This is a genomic window from Variovorax boronicumulans (genome assembly GCF_009811375.1).
GTDB lineage: Bacteria > Pseudomonadota > Gammaproteobacteria > Burkholderiales > Burkholderiaceae_C > Variovorax > Variovorax boronicumulans.
Window position 1 is genome coordinate 176,269 of the sequence record NZ_BKDH01000004.1, and the last position, 16,092, is coordinate 192,360.

The 16,092-nt window shown below is 69.1% G+C and carries 15 protein-coding genes; 10 read left to right on the forward strand and 5 right to left on the reverse strand.

Features of this window, described 5'->3' with window-relative positions:
* Positions 1 to 4: 4 nt before the first annotated feature.
* From VHAB30_RS25870 to VHAB30_RS25890, 5 genes are all read left to right on the forward strand, one after another.
* Positions 5 to 1,273 (forward strand): biosynthetic peptidoglycan transglycosylase, encoded by a 1,269-nt coding sequence (locus VHAB30_RS25870; protein ID WP_159279080.1) that lies wholly within the window; start codon positions 5 to 7, stop codon positions 1,271 to 1,273.
* Entirely contained in the window at positions 1,270 to 2,034 is a 765-nt protein-coding gene (locus VHAB30_RS25875) for a GNAT family N-acetyltransferase (RefSeq protein WP_159279081.1), read from the forward strand. The genes VHAB30_RS25870 and VHAB30_RS25875 overlap by 4 nt, the downstream gene beginning before the upstream one ends.
* A 71-nt stretch (positions 2,035 to 2,105) precedes the next feature.
* Complete coding sequence (locus tag VHAB30_RS25880) at positions 2,106 to 2,999, forward strand: pirin family protein (RefSeq protein WP_159279082.1); 894 nt, start codon at positions 2,106 to 2,108, stop codon at positions 2,997 to 2,999.
* Positions 3,000 to 3,076: 77 nt separating this feature from the next.
* Positions 3,077 to 4,150, forward strand: a complete 1,074-nt coding sequence (locus VHAB30_RS25885) for a flavodoxin family protein (protein WP_095948407.1) — start codon at positions 3,077 to 3,079, stop codon at positions 4,148 to 4,150.
* Positions 4,151 to 4,299: 149 nt separating this feature from the next.
* Complete coding sequence (locus VHAB30_RS25890; protein ID WP_095743018.1) at positions 4,300 to 4,878, forward strand: Spy/CpxP family protein refolding chaperone; 579 nt, start codon at positions 4,300 to 4,302, stop codon at positions 4,876 to 4,878.
* 102 nt (positions 4,879 to 4,980) lie between these two features.
* Here VHAB30_RS25890 and VHAB30_RS25895 read toward each other — a convergent pair whose 3' ends face one another.
* Complete coding sequence (locus VHAB30_RS25895) at positions 4,981 to 5,352, reverse strand: hypothetical protein (RefSeq protein WP_062480447.1); 372 nt, start codon at positions 5,350 to 5,352, stop codon at positions 4,981 to 4,983.
* A gap of 213 nt (positions 5,353 to 5,565) precedes the next feature.
* Here VHAB30_RS25895 and VHAB30_RS25900 point away from each other — a divergent pair, with 213 nt between their 5' ends.
* The 4 genes from VHAB30_RS25900 (at position 5,566) to VHAB30_RS25915 (ending at position 9,247) form a co-directional block, all read left to right on the forward strand.
* A complete protein-coding gene (locus tag VHAB30_RS25900; protein WP_062480435.1) occupies positions 5,566 to 6,363 on the forward strand; it encodes an endonuclease/exonuclease/phosphatase family protein in 798 nt (265 codons plus the stop codon).
* A 14-nt stretch (positions 6,364 to 6,377) separates the two neighbouring features.
* A complete protein-coding gene (gene clsB, locus VHAB30_RS25905; protein ID WP_159279083.1) occupies positions 6,378 to 7,655 on the forward strand; it encodes a cardiolipin synthase ClsB in 1,278 nt (425 codons plus the stop codon).
* Positions 7,652 to 8,629 carry a lysylphosphatidylglycerol synthase domain-containing protein gene (locus VHAB30_RS25910; protein WP_159279084.1) on the forward strand — a complete coding sequence of 326 codons (978 nt, stop codon included), beginning with the start codon at positions 7,652 to 7,654 and terminating at the stop codon, positions 8,627 to 8,629. The genes clsB and VHAB30_RS25910 overlap by 4 nt, the downstream gene beginning before the upstream one ends.
* Before the next feature lie 117 nt (positions 8,630 to 8,746).
* Positions 8,747 to 9,247: a polyhydroxyalkanoate granule-associated phasin gene (locus VHAB30_RS25915; protein WP_159279085.1), complete on the forward strand. Its 501-nt coding sequence runs from the start codon at positions 8,747 to 8,749 to the stop codon at positions 9,245 to 9,247.
* A 12-nt stretch (positions 9,248 to 9,259) separates the two neighbouring features.
* Here the strand turns inward: VHAB30_RS25915 and VHAB30_RS25920 are convergent, their stop codons facing one another.
* The 3 genes from VHAB30_RS25920 to VHAB30_RS25930 all read right to left on the reverse strand — a co-directional run bounded on the left by VHAB30_RS25920 (position 9,260) and on the right by VHAB30_RS25930 (position 11,790).
* Positions 9,260 to 10,456 (reverse strand): metallophosphoesterase, encoded by a 1,197-nt coding sequence (locus VHAB30_RS25920; protein ID WP_174250287.1) that lies wholly within the window; start codon positions 10,454 to 10,456, stop codon positions 9,260 to 9,262.
* A 184-nt stretch (positions 10,457 to 10,640) separates the two neighbouring features.
* The gene (locus VHAB30_RS25925; protein ID WP_159279086.1) at positions 10,641 to 11,153 is read right to left on the reverse strand and encodes a hypothetical protein; all 513 of its coding nucleotides are present in this window, start codon (positions 11,151 to 11,153) and stop codon (positions 10,641 to 10,643) included.
* Positions 11,154 to 11,265: 112 nt separating this feature from the next.
* The gene (locus VHAB30_RS25930; RefSeq protein WP_159279087.1) at positions 11,266 to 11,790 is read right to left on the reverse strand and encodes a hypothetical protein; all 525 of its coding nucleotides are present in this window, start codon (positions 11,788 to 11,790) and stop codon (positions 11,266 to 11,268) included.
* A gap of 408 nt (positions 11,791 to 12,198) precedes the next feature.
* On the opposite strand from VHAB30_RS25930, the gene VHAB30_RS25935 reads away from it, so the two are divergent.
* Positions 12,199 to 13,362, forward strand: coding sequence for an ABC transporter substrate-binding protein (locus VHAB30_RS25935; RefSeq protein WP_159279088.1), 1,164 nt, complete (start codon positions 12,199 to 12,201; stop codon positions 13,360 to 13,362).
* A 79-nt stretch (positions 13,363 to 13,441) separates the two neighbouring features.
* On the opposite strand, the gene gyrB is transcribed toward VHAB30_RS25935, so the two are convergent.
* Positions 13,442 to 16,063, reverse strand: coding sequence for a DNA topoisomerase (ATP-hydrolyzing) subunit B (gyrB, locus tag VHAB30_RS25940; protein ID WP_159279089.1), 2,622 nt, complete (start codon positions 16,061 to 16,063; stop codon positions 13,442 to 13,444).
* Between the last annotated feature and the right edge of the window lie 29 nt (positions 16,064 to 16,092).

The window sequence follows — 16,092 nt, forward strand, 5'->3', positions numbered from 1 at the left end:
GTTTGTGAAGAAGATCCTGCGATTCGTGCTTTTCGGGCTGCTGGCCCTCGTCCTGACCGCCCTGGTGGCCATCTTCCTGATCGCCAAGATCGCCCTTGCGCCGGCGGCGGGCGAATGGAGCACCACGGTGAAGGCCGGCCCGCTCGACTTCGAGGTCGGCGTGCCGACCGCGGTGCGCCTGGCCACCTCGTCGTGGGTCGCGCCGCGGCTGAACGGCCACGCGCTGGACACCCGCTTCGGCACCGTGCATTTCACCTGGGACGAGAAAAACGGCCAGCAGCAGATGCGCTGCGCGCCGTGCAGCGCCGACGTGCCTGCGCTCGGCACGCAGCCCATCAAGGTCGAGCGGCTGGTGGCCACCGTGCGGCGCGACGGCAACACGCTGGCCGGCACCTTCGAGGCCACGCCCCAGGCGGCCGACAGCAACGCCCTGCTCCAGGGCACCTGGACCGGCCGCCTCGCGCCGAAGAACCTGCAGCTCGACGTTCGCGTGCAGGACGCGCCCATCGCCCGCTGGTACGCCGTGCTCGTGCCGGCGCTGCCTGAGCTGCAGCGCGCCCGCATCGGCGGCACGCTGGCGCTGCAGGCGCAGCTGCTGCTGCCCGACGCCACCTTCGCGGTGCAGCCGGCCATCAGCCAGTTCACGGTCGAAGGGCTGGGCACCGAGGCCATGCTGGGCGCGCGCACCAGCTGCGGCCCGTCGGCCAAGCTGGCCAACGACAGCTGGCTGGCGCGCGCCGTCATCGCGGCGGAAGACCAGCGCTTCTTCAGCCACGCCGGCTACGACCTGACCGAAATCCTCGCCTCGATCGACCACAACCAGAAGCCCGGCCAGACCCGGCGCGGGGGCAGCACGCTCACGCAGCAGCTGGCCAAGCTGCTGGTCACCGGCAGCGACCGCACGGCCGAGCGCAAGCTGCGCGAGCTGCTGTACGCGGTCGAGATGGAGCAGACGCTGGGCAAGGCCCGCATCCTGCAGCTGTACCTCGACAACGCCCCGTGGGGCGGCAACCTCTGCGGCGGCGAGGCCGCGGCGCGGCGCTACTTCAAGCGCAGCGCGCGCACGCTCGAACCGGCGCAGGCCGTCTGGCTCGCGGCCATGCTGCACAAGCCGCAGGCCGTGCTGGAGCAATGGCGGCGCGACGGTCACATCGATGCCGACCGCACCAAGTGGGTGGCCGAGAGCGTGCGCGGCATCAGCCGCAACCAGCGCGAGGCGCTGCTCAAGAGCGTGGCCGCGGCCAAGTACGCGCCGCCGGAGGCCGTGCAATGAGCATTGGCCCTCACGACATCGAGGCCATCGAACGCGCCACCGTGGCGGCGGTGGCCCCCGAGGCCTGCGAGGAACTCGACGGCTGGCTGCTGCCCTTCGACCGCGGCACCGTCAAGCGCGCCCGCTCGGCCGTGCCGCTGCACCGCGACCCGGTCGAGCCCGCCACGCTCGACCGCATCGAAGACCGCTGCGACAGCCGCCAGGTCGCGCCCGCGCTGCGGCTGGCCGACGCCGCCTGCTTCGACACCCTGCGCGCCGAACTCGCGCGCCGGCACTACATGGCCGACAGCCCGACCTGCGTGCAGACCGGCTCGGCGCGGCGCATGCGCGACCTCGTCGCGGCGGACGCGCGGCTGGCCGACGTCGACGCGACGCCCGATCCGGACTGGGCCGCGCTGTTCCTGGGCGAGGGCTTCGACCCGGTCGACGGCGTGCACCGCGTGCGTTCGCTGTCGCGCGCCACGGGCTCGCTTTTTGCCAGCGTGCGCGAAAACGGCGCCACCGTGGCGGCCGGCGCCATGGCCTTCGGCCACGGCTGGGCCAGCGTGCATGGCATGCGCACCGAACAGTCGCAGCGCGGGCGCGGCCTGGCCGGGCGCGTGCTGGCGGGCCTGGCGCAGGCGGCGCTGGCGCGCGGCGTCGAGCGGGTGTTCCTGCAGGTCGACGCGCAGAACCAGCCGGCGCTGGCGCTGTACCGCCGCGCGGGCTTCGAGACGCGCTGGCGGTACTGCTACTGGCAGCGCCAGCAGTGGCCGCGCTGAGCTGAACGGCTCCGGGCGGCGGGCATCCCCACCGGTGGCGCGGTCGGGGCTTTGGTGCCACCATGGGCGGCATGACGAACGTTCATGCCCACCACCACCCCACCGATCCCGTCGCCACCCCGCGCGGCATCGACCACATCGTGGCCGGTGTTTCCACCAGTGACGGCGACGGCGTCAAACTCACCCGCGTGCTGCAGCAGCCGCTGCAGAAGCGGCTCGACCCCTACCTGATGCTCGATGCCTTCGGCAGCGACAACCCGGGCGACTACATCGGCGGCTTTCCGAACCACCCGCACCGGGGCTTCGAGACGGTCACCTACATGATCGCCGGGCGCATGCGCCACCGCGACAGCGCGGGCCACGAAGGCCTGCTCGAGAACGGCGGCGTGCAATGGATGACGGCCGGCCGCGGCCTCGTGCACAGCGAGCTGCCCGAGCAGGAAGAAGGTCTGATGGAAGGCTTTCAACTCTGGCTCAACCTGCCCGCCAGGGACAAGATGCGCGAGCCCTGGTACCGCGACATCCGCAGCAGCGAGATCCCCGAGTTCACCACCGCCAGCGGCGCCCACGTGCGCGTGATCGCCGGCACCAGCCACGGCGTCGTGGGCGCGGAGCAGCGCGCGCACACCCAACCGCTGTACCTGGACATCACGCTGCCGCCCGGCGCCGAGTTCGCGCAGCCGCTGCCGCCCGACCACAACGCGCTGGTCTACGTGTTCCGCGAATCGCTGTGGATCGCGGGCAGCGAGGTGCCGACGCGGCGCATGGCCATCCTGGCGAACGACCCCGGCAGCGACGGCACGGTGCTGCGCGCCGGCGCCAGCAACCACAGCCCGGCGCGCGCGCTGCTCATCGCGGGCCGTCCGCTGAACGAGCCCATCGCGCAGTACGGGCCCTTCGTGATGAACACGCCCGAGCAGATCAAGCAGGCGGTGCACGACTTCCAGAACGGGAAACTCGGCTGAGCCTGTAGTCGCCCGCCTACCGAAAGACGGCGCGACGTTCGGTTCGCGCCGGCCGGTGCGCGGCCTAGATTGCGGTCATGCCTCCCACGATACGCAAGGGACAGGCGCCGCCCATGCTGCAGCGCGCCGAGTTCCACGACCGCTTCATGCAGAGCTTCCACGACCCGGCGTTCCGGGCCGAGACCGAGGCGCTGCGGCGCCTGGAAGACATCGCCTGGCAAGCCTACGACGAAGGCCGCAAGGCGCCCGTGACGCGCCGCGCCGGGCCCGGCTATGCCGACCCCGACTACGAGCTCTCGGTCGACTGGCTCGACGCCCGCGCGCGCATCGACGCGGCGCAGGACGCCTGGGGCCGGCCCGAGACGCGCTCGCGCGTGCTGCTCGTCAACGGCTCGCCGCGCAACGACGGCACCTGCCCCGGCGAAATCTCCAAGACCTGGCGCCTCACGCAGTGCGCGCGCGAGGTGCTCGAAGGCGGCGGCATCGAGGTCGACGTGCTCGACCTGAGCCGGCTCACGTCGGACTACGGCCGCCACATCCACCCGTGCAAGGGCTGCGTCTCCACCGCGATGCCGCTGTGCCACTGGCCCTGCAGCTGCTACCCCAACCACGCGCTGCGCCAGACCGGCGACTGGATGAACGAGATCTACGAACGCTGGGTGGCCGCGCACGGCGTGATCGTGCTCACGCCCACGCACTGGTACCAGGCCGCGAGCCCGCTGAAGCTCATGATCGACCGCCTCGTGTGCGCCGACGGCGGCAACCCCGACCCCACCAGCACGCACGGCAAGAAGCCCGACGAGGCCAAGGCCCTGGAGCTCGAGGGCTGGGGCTACCCCAAGCACCTGGAAGGCCGCGTCTACGGCGTGGTGGTGCACGGCGACGTGGCCGGCCCCGAGGGCCTGCGCCGCAATCTCACGGACTGGCTCGACTGGATGGGCCTGGTCGATGCCGGCGCCCAGGCGCGCTTGGACCGCTACATCGGCTACTACGCGCCCTACGCCACCAGCCACGAGGCGCTGGACGCCGATGCCGACGTGCAGGAAGAGGTGCGCAATGTCGCGCGCGCCGTGGTGCTGGCGGTGGCCGCGCTGCGCGCCGGCAAGCTGCAGGTGCCCGACCGCGGGTTGAAGGCGCCCCGGCCCAAATAAGTCACGCTGCAGGCGGCACGACCGCGCTGCGGTTCATGCTTCTTTACGCAGGCTCACGTTCGGCTCACGGACGCGTTACAGAGGCGCTCCACACTTCGTCTCACCCGCTGCCCTTTGGTGGCGGACTTCTTCGAAAGGAAGCGACTCTCATGATCTCTCTTCGCCAACGCATCGTCTGGGCCAGCCTGCTGGGTTCGGCCGCCCTCGCCTCTTCGGGTGCCTTCGCTCAGGCGCCGGCCGCCACCGCGCCGTCGACCGCTGCACCCACGGCCGCCACGGCCCCCGCCGATGCCACCGCCGCACCCAAGGCGCAGCACAAGCGCATGGACCCGGCCCAGCGCATGGAGCGCATGAAGGAGCACCGTGCCAAGCGCCTGGCCGCGCTGAAGGACAAGCTCAAGCTCACCAGCGCCCAGGAAGGCGCGTGGAGCAGCTTCACCGAGGCCAGCCAGCCGCCGGCCGGTGCTGCCCGCCCGCAGCGCATGGACCGCGCCGAGTTCGCCAAGCTGACCACGCCGCAGCGCCTGGAGCACATGCAGGCCCGCCAGGCCGAGCGCAGCGCCCGGTTCGCCAAGCGCGCCGAAGCGACCAAGACCTTCTACGCCGCGCTGACGCCCGAGCAGCAGAAGACCTTCGATGCCGAGACCGCGAAGTTCGCGGGCCACGGCCATCGCTTCCATCGCGGTGGGCATGAAGGCCACCACGGTGCAGCCCCTGCCAAGAGCTGAGGTTGACCAGGTGGCCGGCTGAAGGGAGCCGGCCTCCAGGAAAGGGCAAGAAAAAGCCCGCGATGCTTCACGCATCGCGGGCTTTTTCGTGGGCGCGCGGTGTTACTGCGGCGTGCCCGTCTTCTCGGTCGGGTTGGTCGGCACCGCCGGACGCTCGCCCGGCTGGCCGAAGCGCGGCTTCACGTGCTGCGTCTCGGCGCGCACCTCCGCGCGCGAGCGCTCGCCGGTGGGCGATGGCATCGCGTTGGGCTGGTGGTTCACGGTGGTGCTGGCTTCGCCCTTGGGTACCACGCTGTTGGCGTTGTTGCGGTTCTGCGCGCGGGCCTCGGCCTTCACGGCTTCGCGCGAGACGGGCATCGAGCTGTCGCCCGCCATCGGTTCGACGGGCGCCGGTTTCTGGGCCTGGGCGAGGCCCGCGCCCAGCAGGGCGGCGAGCAGCGCGGTGGGGATCGTCAGGCGTTGCAGGGTGGTCATCATGGAAAGCTCCTTTGCAGATGAAAAATGGCACAAAGCGCGAGCGCGTTGGCATCGGCTTTGAAACCACCGTAGGAGCCTCGTTTCGGGCGCTGTGTGGGGGTGCGGCAGGCCTGCCTGTAGGAGCCCGCCGCCCTTGCGTGAAAGGCACGCGAAGAAGGTGGCGCGTTCCTACAGTCGGCGCGGGCGCGGGCACGTACAACGGGAACACCGATGTCCTCCCCCATCACTTCCCCGCTGCCCGAGGCCGCTGTCGCCGCCGCACCGGCCTCGCTCAAGGTCATGACCGTGAACACCCACAAGGGCTTCACGGCGCTGAACCGCCGCTTCATCCTTCCGGAGCTGCGCGACGCGGTGCGCACGGTGGGCGCCGACGTGGTGTTCCTGCAGGAGGTGATGGGCACGCACGCGCGCCATTCGCGCACCGTGAACAACTGGCCCGAGGCGCCGCACTACGAATTCCTGGCCGACACCATGTGGCCGCAGTTCGCCTACGGGCGCAACGCGGTGTATCCGAAGGGGCACCACGGCAACGCCGTGTTGTCGAAGTTTCCGATCGTGCATTTCCGCAACCACGACGTGTCGGTGAGCGGCCCCGAGAAGCGCGGCCTGCTGCACTGCGTGCTGCGCCTGCCCGGACGCACGGTCGACGTGCATGCGATCTGCGCGCACCTGGGGCTGGCCGAGGCGCACCGCCAGCAGCAGCTGGAGCTGCTGTGCCACATCGTGCGCGACGAGGTGCCGGCCGACGCGCCGCTGATCGTGGCGGGCGACTTCAACGACTGGCGCGCCCGCGCGCACGACGTGCTGGCCGAAGGCGCGTCGCTGCGCGAGGTGTTCGTGCATGCCCACGGCCGCGCCGCGCGCACCTTTCCGGCGCGCCTGCCGCTGCTGCCGCTGGACCGCATCTACGTGCGCAACGCGGGCGCGCACGCGCCCGTGGTGCTGCCGCGCCGGCCCTGGTCGCATCTGTCGGACCATGCCCCGCTGGTGGCGGACATCGACCTGTGAGCAGCGAGGCCCCCATGCGCGACACCCCCGAGCGTGCCGGCCACTGGACCGGCGGCAACCACATCGACCTGCTGGAGAACGGCGAGGAATTCTTTCCGCGCGTGTTCGAAGCGATTGGCGCGGCGCGGCGCGAAGTGATCATCGAGACCTTCATCCTGTTCGAGGACAAGGTGGGCCTGGCGCTGCACGCGGCCATGCGCGCGGCGGCGCAGCGCGGCGTGAAGGTCGACCTGATGATCGACGGCTTCGGCTCGCCCGACCTCTCGCACGCGTACCTCGAGAGCCTGGCCACGGCCGGCGTCAAGGTGCGCGTGTTCGACCCGGGCCAGCGCTTCCTGGGCCAGCGGCTCAACGTGTTCCGCCGCATGCACCGCAAGATCGTGGTGGTCGACGGCGAGCGCGCCTTCGTGGGCGGCATCAACTACTCCGAGGACCACCTGCTCGACTTCGGTCCCAAGGCCAAGCAGGACTACGCGGTCGAGCTGGCGGGGCCGATCGTGGCCGAGATCCATCAGTTCGTGCTGCGCGCGATTGCAGTCGGCGGCAAGGGCGTGGGCTGGTTCCGGCGAAGGCTGAAGCAGGCACCGCCCGCGTCGCAGCTGCAGGCCGCGGCGGGCGAGGCCGACGCGATCTTCGTCACGCGCGACAACCGCCGCCACACCAACGACATCGAGCGCCACTACCGCGCCGCGATCCGCGCCGCGCGCGAGCGCATCGTGATCGCCAACGCGTACTTCTTTCCGGGCTACCGGCTCATCAAGGAGCTGCGGCGCGCGGCGCGCCGGGGCGTCGATGTGCGCCTCATCCTGCAGGGTGAGCCTGACATGCCCATCGTGAAGACGGCCGCCGGCATGCTGTACCACCACCTGCTGCACGCGGGCGTTCGCATCTACGAGTACTGCGACCGCCCGCTGCACGGCAAGGTCGCGCTCATGGACGACCGCTGGAGCACTGTGGGCTCGAGCAACCTCGACCCGCTGAGCCTCTCGCTCAACCTCGAGGCCAACGTGGTCGTGCGCGACACCGCGTTCAACAAGGTGCTGTGGGAGCGCATGGACCATCTCATGCAGCACAGCTGCAAGCAGATCGGCACGCACGACCTGGCCAGCGAATGGAGCGGCTGGCGGCTGGTGCGCAGCTTCTTCGTCTTTCACTTCTTGCGCTGGTACCCGTCGTGGCTGAACCGCCTGCCGCGCCATGCGCCGCGCCTGACGCCGGCCGAGGCGACCGATCTCATGGCGCAGCAGAAGAAGCGCGGCGACGAGGGCACGGCGCGCACGGAGACGGCATGAGCGCATCCCTCGCCCTCACGCACCGGCCCTGGTGGCCGTGGGCGCGGCGCGTGGCGATCTGGGCCTTCTTCGGCGCCATCGCCTGGCTGCTGTTGAAGCAGGCACGCACCATCGACTGGGCCGAAGTGTTCGCCGCACTGCGCGCATTGCCGGGCACCACGCTGCTCGCGGCCGGCGCGCTGGCCGCCGCCAGCTTCGGGCTCTACAGCACCTACGACCTGCTCGGGCGCCACCTCACGAAGCACCGGCTCGGCGCGGGCACGGTGGTCGGCGTGACCTTCATCAGCTACGCCTTCAACCTCAACTTCGGCTCGCTGGTGGGCGGCGTGGCCTTTCGCTACCGGCTGTACTCGCGCCTGGGGCTGGGCAACGAGACCATCACGCGCGTGCTGGGCTTCAGCATGCTGACCAACTGGCTCGGCTACCTCGTGGTGGCCGGCGCCGCGTTCTGCTTCTGGCCGATGGCGCTGCCGCCCGACTGGAAGATCGACGGCGGCGGCCTGCGCATGCTGGGCGCGGTGCTGCTCATGGTGTCGCTGGCCTACCTGGCGCTGTGCGCGTTCTCCGATGGCCACGTCTGGCGCGTGCGCGGCCATGCGCTGCGCACGCCGAGCTTGCCGATGGCCTTGCTGCAGCTGGCGATGTCGTGCGTCAACTGGTCGCTCATCGGCGGCGTGATCTGGGTGCTGCTGCAGGGCGAGGTCGGGTATCCGCAGGTGCTCGCGGTGCTGCTGGTCGCGGCCGTGGCGGGCGTGGTCACGCACGTGCCGGCGGGGCTCGGCGTGCTGGAGGCCGTGTTCGTGGCGCTGCTGGCGCACGAGGTGCCCAGCACCCGGCTGCTGGGCGCGCTGCTGGCCTACCGCGCGCTGTACTACCTGCTGCCGCTGGCCGTGGCGCTCGTGGCTTACCTCGTTACCGAGGCGCGTGCACGGCGCTTGCGCGCAGATGCCGGCAACAACCACAACAAACGTTAAATATTGCCCGCAGAAAGCAATCGATCGGTGAAATGACGGTCAGAAATTGTTGCACTGCAACAATTTTCACTTTGCAGGCCTATAGTGGCCCTCTGTTCCCCTACGTGCCCTCTTCCCATGTCGTCCTTCAGTACCACCGCCCGCGTGGCCAGCCCGCTGATGCAATGGGTCGACTTGGCCCTCAAGACCCACGAGACCCTGCTGTCGTCCGGCACGGTGATCCGCATGCGCACCGAGCGCATCGCCAAAGCCGGGCTCACGCCCAGCGCCGCCGACCTTGCGGAATTCCAGTTGATGGGCCACGAAAAGCTCGCCGCGGCGAGTGAATCGGGCCTGGCGATGGCCCGGCAGTGGCACAGCAGCCAGGCCTCGCTGGCCCAGCGTGCATGGCAGCAATGGCTGCAGGGCGCCACGGCGCTCTTCTCGCTGGCCGGCAGCTTCACGCCGGCGCAGGCGGCCACGCACGGCGATGCGCTCGTGCAGGCCACGGCGCGCGGCGCCAGCACGATGGGTCAGTTCACGGGCGTGGCGGCGCGCATTGCGCGCGAAGGCCTCAAGCCGATCCACACCGCCGCCACGTCGAACGCACGGCGGTTGCTGGCCGAACTGCAGGCCTGAAGCCGCTGCGTTTCAGGATTGCGCCGGGACCAGCGTCACCAGCGTGATTTCCGACGGCGCGCCGAAACGCTTCGGCGGCCCCCAGTAGCCGGTGCCCCGGCTCACGTAGATCCACATGTCGTGCAGCCGGTGCAGGCCGGCCGTGAACGGCTGCTGCATCGGCACGAACAGGTTCCACGGGAAGAACTGGCCGCCGTGCGTGTGGCCCGACAGCTGCAGCTGGTAGCCGGCCGCGGCCGCCACCGGCGCGCTGCGCGGCTGGTGCGCCAGCAGCACGCGTGTGTGCACCAGCGGCGGCGCGTCGTACAGCGCCAGGTGCGGGTCGCTCGCGTGCGCGGCGTCGAAGTGGCCGGCGGTGAAGTCGGTCACGCCGGCCAGCACCAGCGCGCTTTCGAACAGCTCTTCGTCGGTCTGCGCGCCGCGCACGTTGCGCGTCTGCAGCACCACGTGCTCGTTCAGCAGCACCTTCAGGCCGAGGCGGCGCAGCTCGTCGATCCAGGCGTGCGCGCCCGCGTAGTACTCGTGGTTGCCCGTGACCACGAAGGTGCCGTGGCGCGCGCGCAGCCCCGCCAGCGGCGCGATGTGATCGCGCAGCTCGGGCACGCTGCCGTCGACCAGGTCGCCGGTGATCGCGATGGCGTCGGCGCCGAGCCGGTTCACCGCGTCGACGATGCGCTGGATGTAGCCGTTGCGGATCGTCGGGCCCACGTGGATGTCGCTGAGCTGGGCGATCGTGAAGCCGGCCAGCGCCGCGGGCAGGCCGCGAATGGGCACGTCGACCTGCTTCACGCCGGCCGTGCGGCGAGCGTTGACGAAGCCGACGAGCGACACGCCCGTGGCCAGCGCCAGCACCGCCAGCGCGCTCCAGGGCCCGACCTTGTCCCAGGGCACTTGCAGGCCGCCGAGCGCGCTCGCCAGCCAGGCCAGCAGCAGGCCGAGGTCGCGCACCAGCGTGAGCATGAACAGCGAGGAGAACCAGCCCATGCTGATCAGGCCGATCCAGTGCAGCGTCTCGCCCGCAGGCTTCGCCTTGCGGTCGGCGCGGTGGCTGCGCGACACGAAGGGCAGCGGCATCGTGACCGCCGACACCGCCAGCAGCACGAGCGCCAGCGGCCACGCAGGCGTGAGCGACGCCAGCGCGGGCAGCAGGCGCAGCGCGATGTAGACGTGCAGCAGCGCGGTCAGGACGCTCAGGGGACGGATCGGCATGAGGACTGGGGGGACGCGGGCATCGCCCGGGACACGTCATCTGCAAGGCGCATGCCGCGCATTCAAGGCGTCGAAAGCTGCCTGGGTCGCTATTTTTTCTATAGCGCAGGGCAACCGGATAGCGGGCGTTATGGCGCTACGGGCGCGACGCTTCGGTGTCCGCTGCGGCGCGGTGCCGCCTCGCTTACCGCACCGTGCGCGTGCCGGCCGACGCCATGTCGGTGCCCGCCGGCCATTCGAAGAGCGCCTTGGCCGGCGCACCGGGCGACACCAGCAGCGTCTGCTTGAGCGTCTGGCCGCCGATGCGAGCCTCCACTTCATAGCGACCGGGCTCGAGCCGCGCCACCATGAACGGGCCGCCCGAGACCACGTTGTCGAGCAGCGCGGTGCCGTGGCTGTCGCGCACGGTGACGTGCACGCCGGCCGCGAAATCGGCGCGGCGGCCGTCCTTGATCGCGAATTCGAAGCTCGCGGGCCAGCGCGGCGACACGGTTTCCATCAGCTGCGCCTCGTCCTGGCCGATGCCGCCGCTCATGTACTCGACGCCGTGCGCCATGTGGATCGGCGGGTTCATCGCGGCCTGGGCCGGCTGCGCCGAGAGCGCGCCGCCGAGCAGCACCAGCAAGGTGGCGCCAGCCGCCGCGGCCACGGGCCGGGCGTGCGAGAACAGAAACAGGGGGTTGGTGGTGAGAGACATCGGAGCCTTCCTTTCCGGGCGGTGGTGGCGACACGCCACGCAGGAAGGCACTGTGCCGGGCACGACTTAAGGAAGACTTAACTGCGCGCGGGCCGCAGCGGCCCGCGTCGGGTCAGCGCGCGGCGGTTTGTGCCAGCGCCTGGGGCAGCGGCGGTGCGACCGAGGCCATGTCGAAGTTCGACGGCCAGACGAACGAGGCGCGCGCCGGGATACCGGCGATCACGACCAGTTGCTGCGTGAGCGTGAGCCCGCCCAGCGTCACGTCGACGTCATAGGCGCCCGGTTCGAGCCGCGCGAGCATGTAGGGCGCCTGCGTCTGCACTTCCATCACCGTCTGGCCCGTGTACTTCTGGCGCACCTGGATCGACGCCTTGGCCGGGAAGCCGGCCTGTTGCGCGCCCTTGCCGTCGTTCACGCGCAAGTCGATGGCGGCGGCCCAGCGCGGCGCCACCATTTCCATGAAGGCGGCTTCGCCCTTGGCGGCACCGCCGCACATGTATTCGATGCCCTGCGCGACCTGGATCGGTGGGTTCGAGAACGCATGGGCCGGCGACACGGCCACGAGGAAGGCCGCGGCGACCGATGCGGCGCCCAGAACCAGTGCAGCCACGGGCTGTTGGAAACGCTTGGGGTTCATTGCTCTGTGTGTCCTCGATCTTGCGTGACAGGAAATCCGTCAGGAATTTTGCTTAGCAAGAGTCGGGCTAGATATAGCGTTTACGAGGAAGCTTCTGCGTTGCGCAGGTGAATGCTATTGTTTTCATAGCTGGTGACGCCCGTGTGACGGGCGCCAGTCCCGCTTTTCGGGAGTCTTTCATCGGAAACCCTGAGACGGGGCTCGCGGACGCGCCGAGAACGAGCGCTTTCCGATCCGGCGCCAGCCTCACAGCCTGTGCTGAATTGGCAACACAAGACGGAATTGGTGCGCAATTGACTGGGCATTCCCTAGCTATTGGCGGGCGCGCAAAGAAATTAGGCTCGGCGCTTCCTTTCAAAGCGCGCAAACCAAATGCTTCATTCAAATCGCCGATTCGTTTTTTTGCTGATGGCTTTGGGACTGGCCGCCCAGGCAAGCGCTCAGCAACCCGCGCCGATCCGCATCGGCGTCATCGGCCCTTTCACCGGGCCGTCGGCCGATTTCGGCCTGCCCATGCTCAACGGCGTGAAGATGGCCGTCGACGAAATCAATGCCGTGGGCGGGTATCTGGGCCGCTCGCTCGAACTGGTGATCAAGGACGACCAGGCCAATCCGGACACTGGCCGCTCGCAATCCCAGGCCCTCGTCAATGAAAAAGTGGTCGCCACCATCGGCTTCTGCAATACCGGCGTGGCGATGAATTCATTGGCCGTTTTCAATGACGCGAAATTGCCGTTGATCGTGCCCTGTGCCACCGGCTCGCCATTGACGTCGACCTATCCGCCGGCCACGAGTTATGTATTTCGCACCTCGCCCAAGGACAGCATCCAGGCGCCCTTCGTGGTCGATGACTTGTTGGCGCGCGGCTGGAAACGGGTCGCCGTGTTGCACGACAGCACCGGCTACGGCGAGGCGGGCGCCAAGGATGTCGAGAAGGCGCTGGCGGCCAAGCACCTCAAGCCCGTGTATGTGGGCCGCTTTCCGCTCGGCGTGAAAGACCTGACGAAAGAGTTGTCGGAGGCCAAGGCGGCCGGCGCGGACGTCATCTTCAGCTACACCGTGGGCCCCGAGAACGCCGTCATCGCGCGCAGCCGGCAGGCCATCGGCTGGAAGGTGCCGCAGGTCGGCGCCTGGACGCTGTCCTTCCCATCCTTCATCGAGGGCGCCCGGGAGGCTTCCGAAGGCGCGCTGATGGCGCAGAGCTTCATCGCCGAGCCGAGCAACGAGCGCCGCTCGTCGTTTCTCTCCAACTACGCGCGGAAATTCAACACCAAGCGCATCCCGGTGCCGATGGCCGCCGCCCAGGCCTACGACGCGACCTACCTGCTGGCGCACGCGATGTTCAACGTGCCCAGCGGCAAGCTCGAAGGCCCGTTCATCAAGGCCGCGCTCGAGCAGCCCAAGCGGCCCTACTACGGCGTGGTCACGACCTACGACAAGTCGTTCTCGGAAAACGACAAGGATGCGCTGTCGCCCAACATGCTGGTGATGGGCGTGGTGCGCAACGGGCAGATCAGCTTCGCGTACCCGGAGGATGCGAAGCGCAACCTGTTCGTGCAGCGCAAGCAGTAGGAGGAGGAAAAAAAAGGGGCGCTTGCAGGCGCCCCCTTGGTGAACAGCGCGACACCGCCGGTGCCGCGCCATCGATCGATCAGACGTCGATGTTCGCCGCGCGCAGCGCGTTCTGCTCGATGAACTCGCGGCGCGGTTCCACCTCGTCGCCCATCAGCATCGTGAACACGCGGTCGGCCTCGATCGCGTCGTCGATCTGCACGCGCAGCAGGCGGCGCACGGTCGGATCCATGGTGGTTTCCCACAGCTGTTCGGGGTTCATCTCGCCCAGGCCCTTGTAGCGCTGGCGCGAGGTGGCGCGTTCGGCTTCGCCGATCAGCCACTTCATGGCCTGGCGGAAGTCGTCGACCTTTTCTTCCTTGGCGCGTTCGCCTTCGCCGCGCTTGACCAGCGCGCCTTCGGCGCTCAGCAGGCCGCGGAAGGTGTTGGCGGCCTGCGCCAGCGCGTCGTAGTCGGCGCCGTGCACGAAGTCCTGCGAGATCACGCTGGACTTGATGTTGCCGTGGTGGCGGCGGCTGATGCGCAGCAGCGGCTTGTCGGTGCGAGCGTCGAACTCGCTGCTCACCTCGGCCGGCACGCCGGTCGTGTTGAGTTCGCGCAGCTTGGCCTGCAGCGCCACGGCCGAGGCCTCGGCGGCGGCCGGCGTGTCGAGGTCGAGCGCCACGCCGTCGGCGATGGCGCGCAGGGCTTCGGCGTCCATGAAGTTGCGCAGGCGCGCAATCACGGCCTCGGCCACCTGGTGCTTGCGCGCCAGCTCGGCCAGGGTGTCGCCCGACAGCGTGGTCGAGGCGGCGCCGCCGGTCTCGATGCTCGCGTCTTTCAGTGCGACCTTGAGCAGGAAGGCGTCGAGCGCGGGGCCGTCCTTCAGGTACTGCTCTTCCTTGCCGACCTTCACCTTGTACAGCGGCGGCTGCGCGATGTAGATGTGGCCGCGCTCGACCAGCTCGGGCATCTGCCGGTAGAAGAAGGTGAGCAGTAGCGTGCGAATGTGCGCGCCGTCCACGTCGGCGTCGGTCATGATGATGATGCGGTGGTAGCGCAGCTTGGCGACGTTGAAGTCGTCCGCGCCGCCGCCCGCCGTGGTCGCGCCGGCACGGCCGATGCCGGTACCGAGCGCGGTGATCATCGTCAGGATTTCGTTGCTGGTGAGCAGCTTCTCGTAACGCGCTTTCTCGACGTTCAGGATCTTGCCGCGCAGCGGCAGGATGGCCTGGAACTTCCGGTCGCGGCCCTGCTTGGCGGAGCCGCCGGCGGAGTCACCCTCCACCAGGTAGACCTCGCACAGGGCGGGGTCCTTTTCCTGGCAGTCGGCCAGCTTGCCGGGCAGGCCCATGCCGTCGAGCACGCCCTTGCGGCGCGTCATTTCGCGGGCCTTGCGCGCGGCTTCGCGGGCACGGGCGGCCTCGACGATCTTGCCGCAGATGATCTTGGCGTCGTTCGGGCGCTCCTGCAGGTAGTCGGTGAGCAGGCGTCCGACGATGTCTTCCACCGGCGCGCGCACTTCGCTGGACACCAGCTTGTCCTTGGTCTGGCTGGAGAACTTGGGCTCGGGCACCTTCACGCTCAGCACGCAGCACAGGCCTTCGCGCATGTCGTCGCCGGTGACTTCGACCTTCGCCTTTTTCGCGAATTCGTTTTCTTCGATGTACTTGTTGATGACGCGGGTCATCGCGGCGCGCAGGCCGGTGAGGTGGGTGCCGCCGTCACGCTGCGGGATGTTGTTGGTGAAACAGAGGACCTGCTCGTTGTAGCCGCTGTTCCACTGCATCGCCACTTCGACGCCGATGTGCGTACCGGGGATGCCGCCGTAGGTGTCGGCCGGCTTCTCGCCCGCCGCGTAGAACGAGTTCGGGTGCAGGACGGTCTTGCCCTTGTTGATGAACTCCACGAAGCCGCGCACGCCGCCGGCGCCGGAGAAGTCGTCTTCCTTGCCGGTGCGTTCGTCGAGCAGGCGGATGCGCACGCCGTTGTTCAGGAAGCTCAGCTCGCGCAGGCGCTTGCTCAGGATTTCGTAGTGGAAATCGTTGTTTTCCTTGAAGATTTCCGTGTCGGGCAGGAAGTGCACTTCGGTGCCGCGCTTGTCGGTGTCGCCGATGACCTTCATGGGCGAGACCTCGAAGCCGTTCACGGTCTCGAGCAGGCGGTTCTGCACGAAGCCGCGGCTGAATTCGAGTTCGTGGATCTTGCCTTCGCGGCGCACGATCAGGCGCAGCTTCACGCTCAGCGCGTTCACGCACGAGACGCCCACGCCGTGCAGGCCGCCCGAGACCTTGTAGCTGTTCTGGTTGAACTTGCCGCCGGCGTGCAGTTCGGTGAGCGCGATTTCAGCGGCCGAGCGCTTGGGCTCGTGCTTGTCGTCCATCTTCACGCCGGTGGGAATGCCGCGGCCGTTGTCGGTGACGGAGATCGAATTGTCGGAGTGGATCGTGACGACGATGTCGTCGCAATGGCCCGCGAGCGCTTCGTCGATGGAGTTGTCCACCACTTCGAACACCAGGTGGTGCAGGCCCGTGCCGTCGGAGGTGTCGCCGATGTACATGCCCGGGCGCTTGCGCACGGCTTCCAGACCTTCGAGGATCGTGATCGCACCTTCGCCGTAGCTGGAGTCGGCGGGGACGCCTTCGGGCGCCACGATCTGGATTTCGGGGGTATAGACCGGCTCGGTGTGCGGCACGTCGGGCTTGTTCTCTTCTGCACTCATTCGGATATTCCTCTGTCTCTCACGGGTTT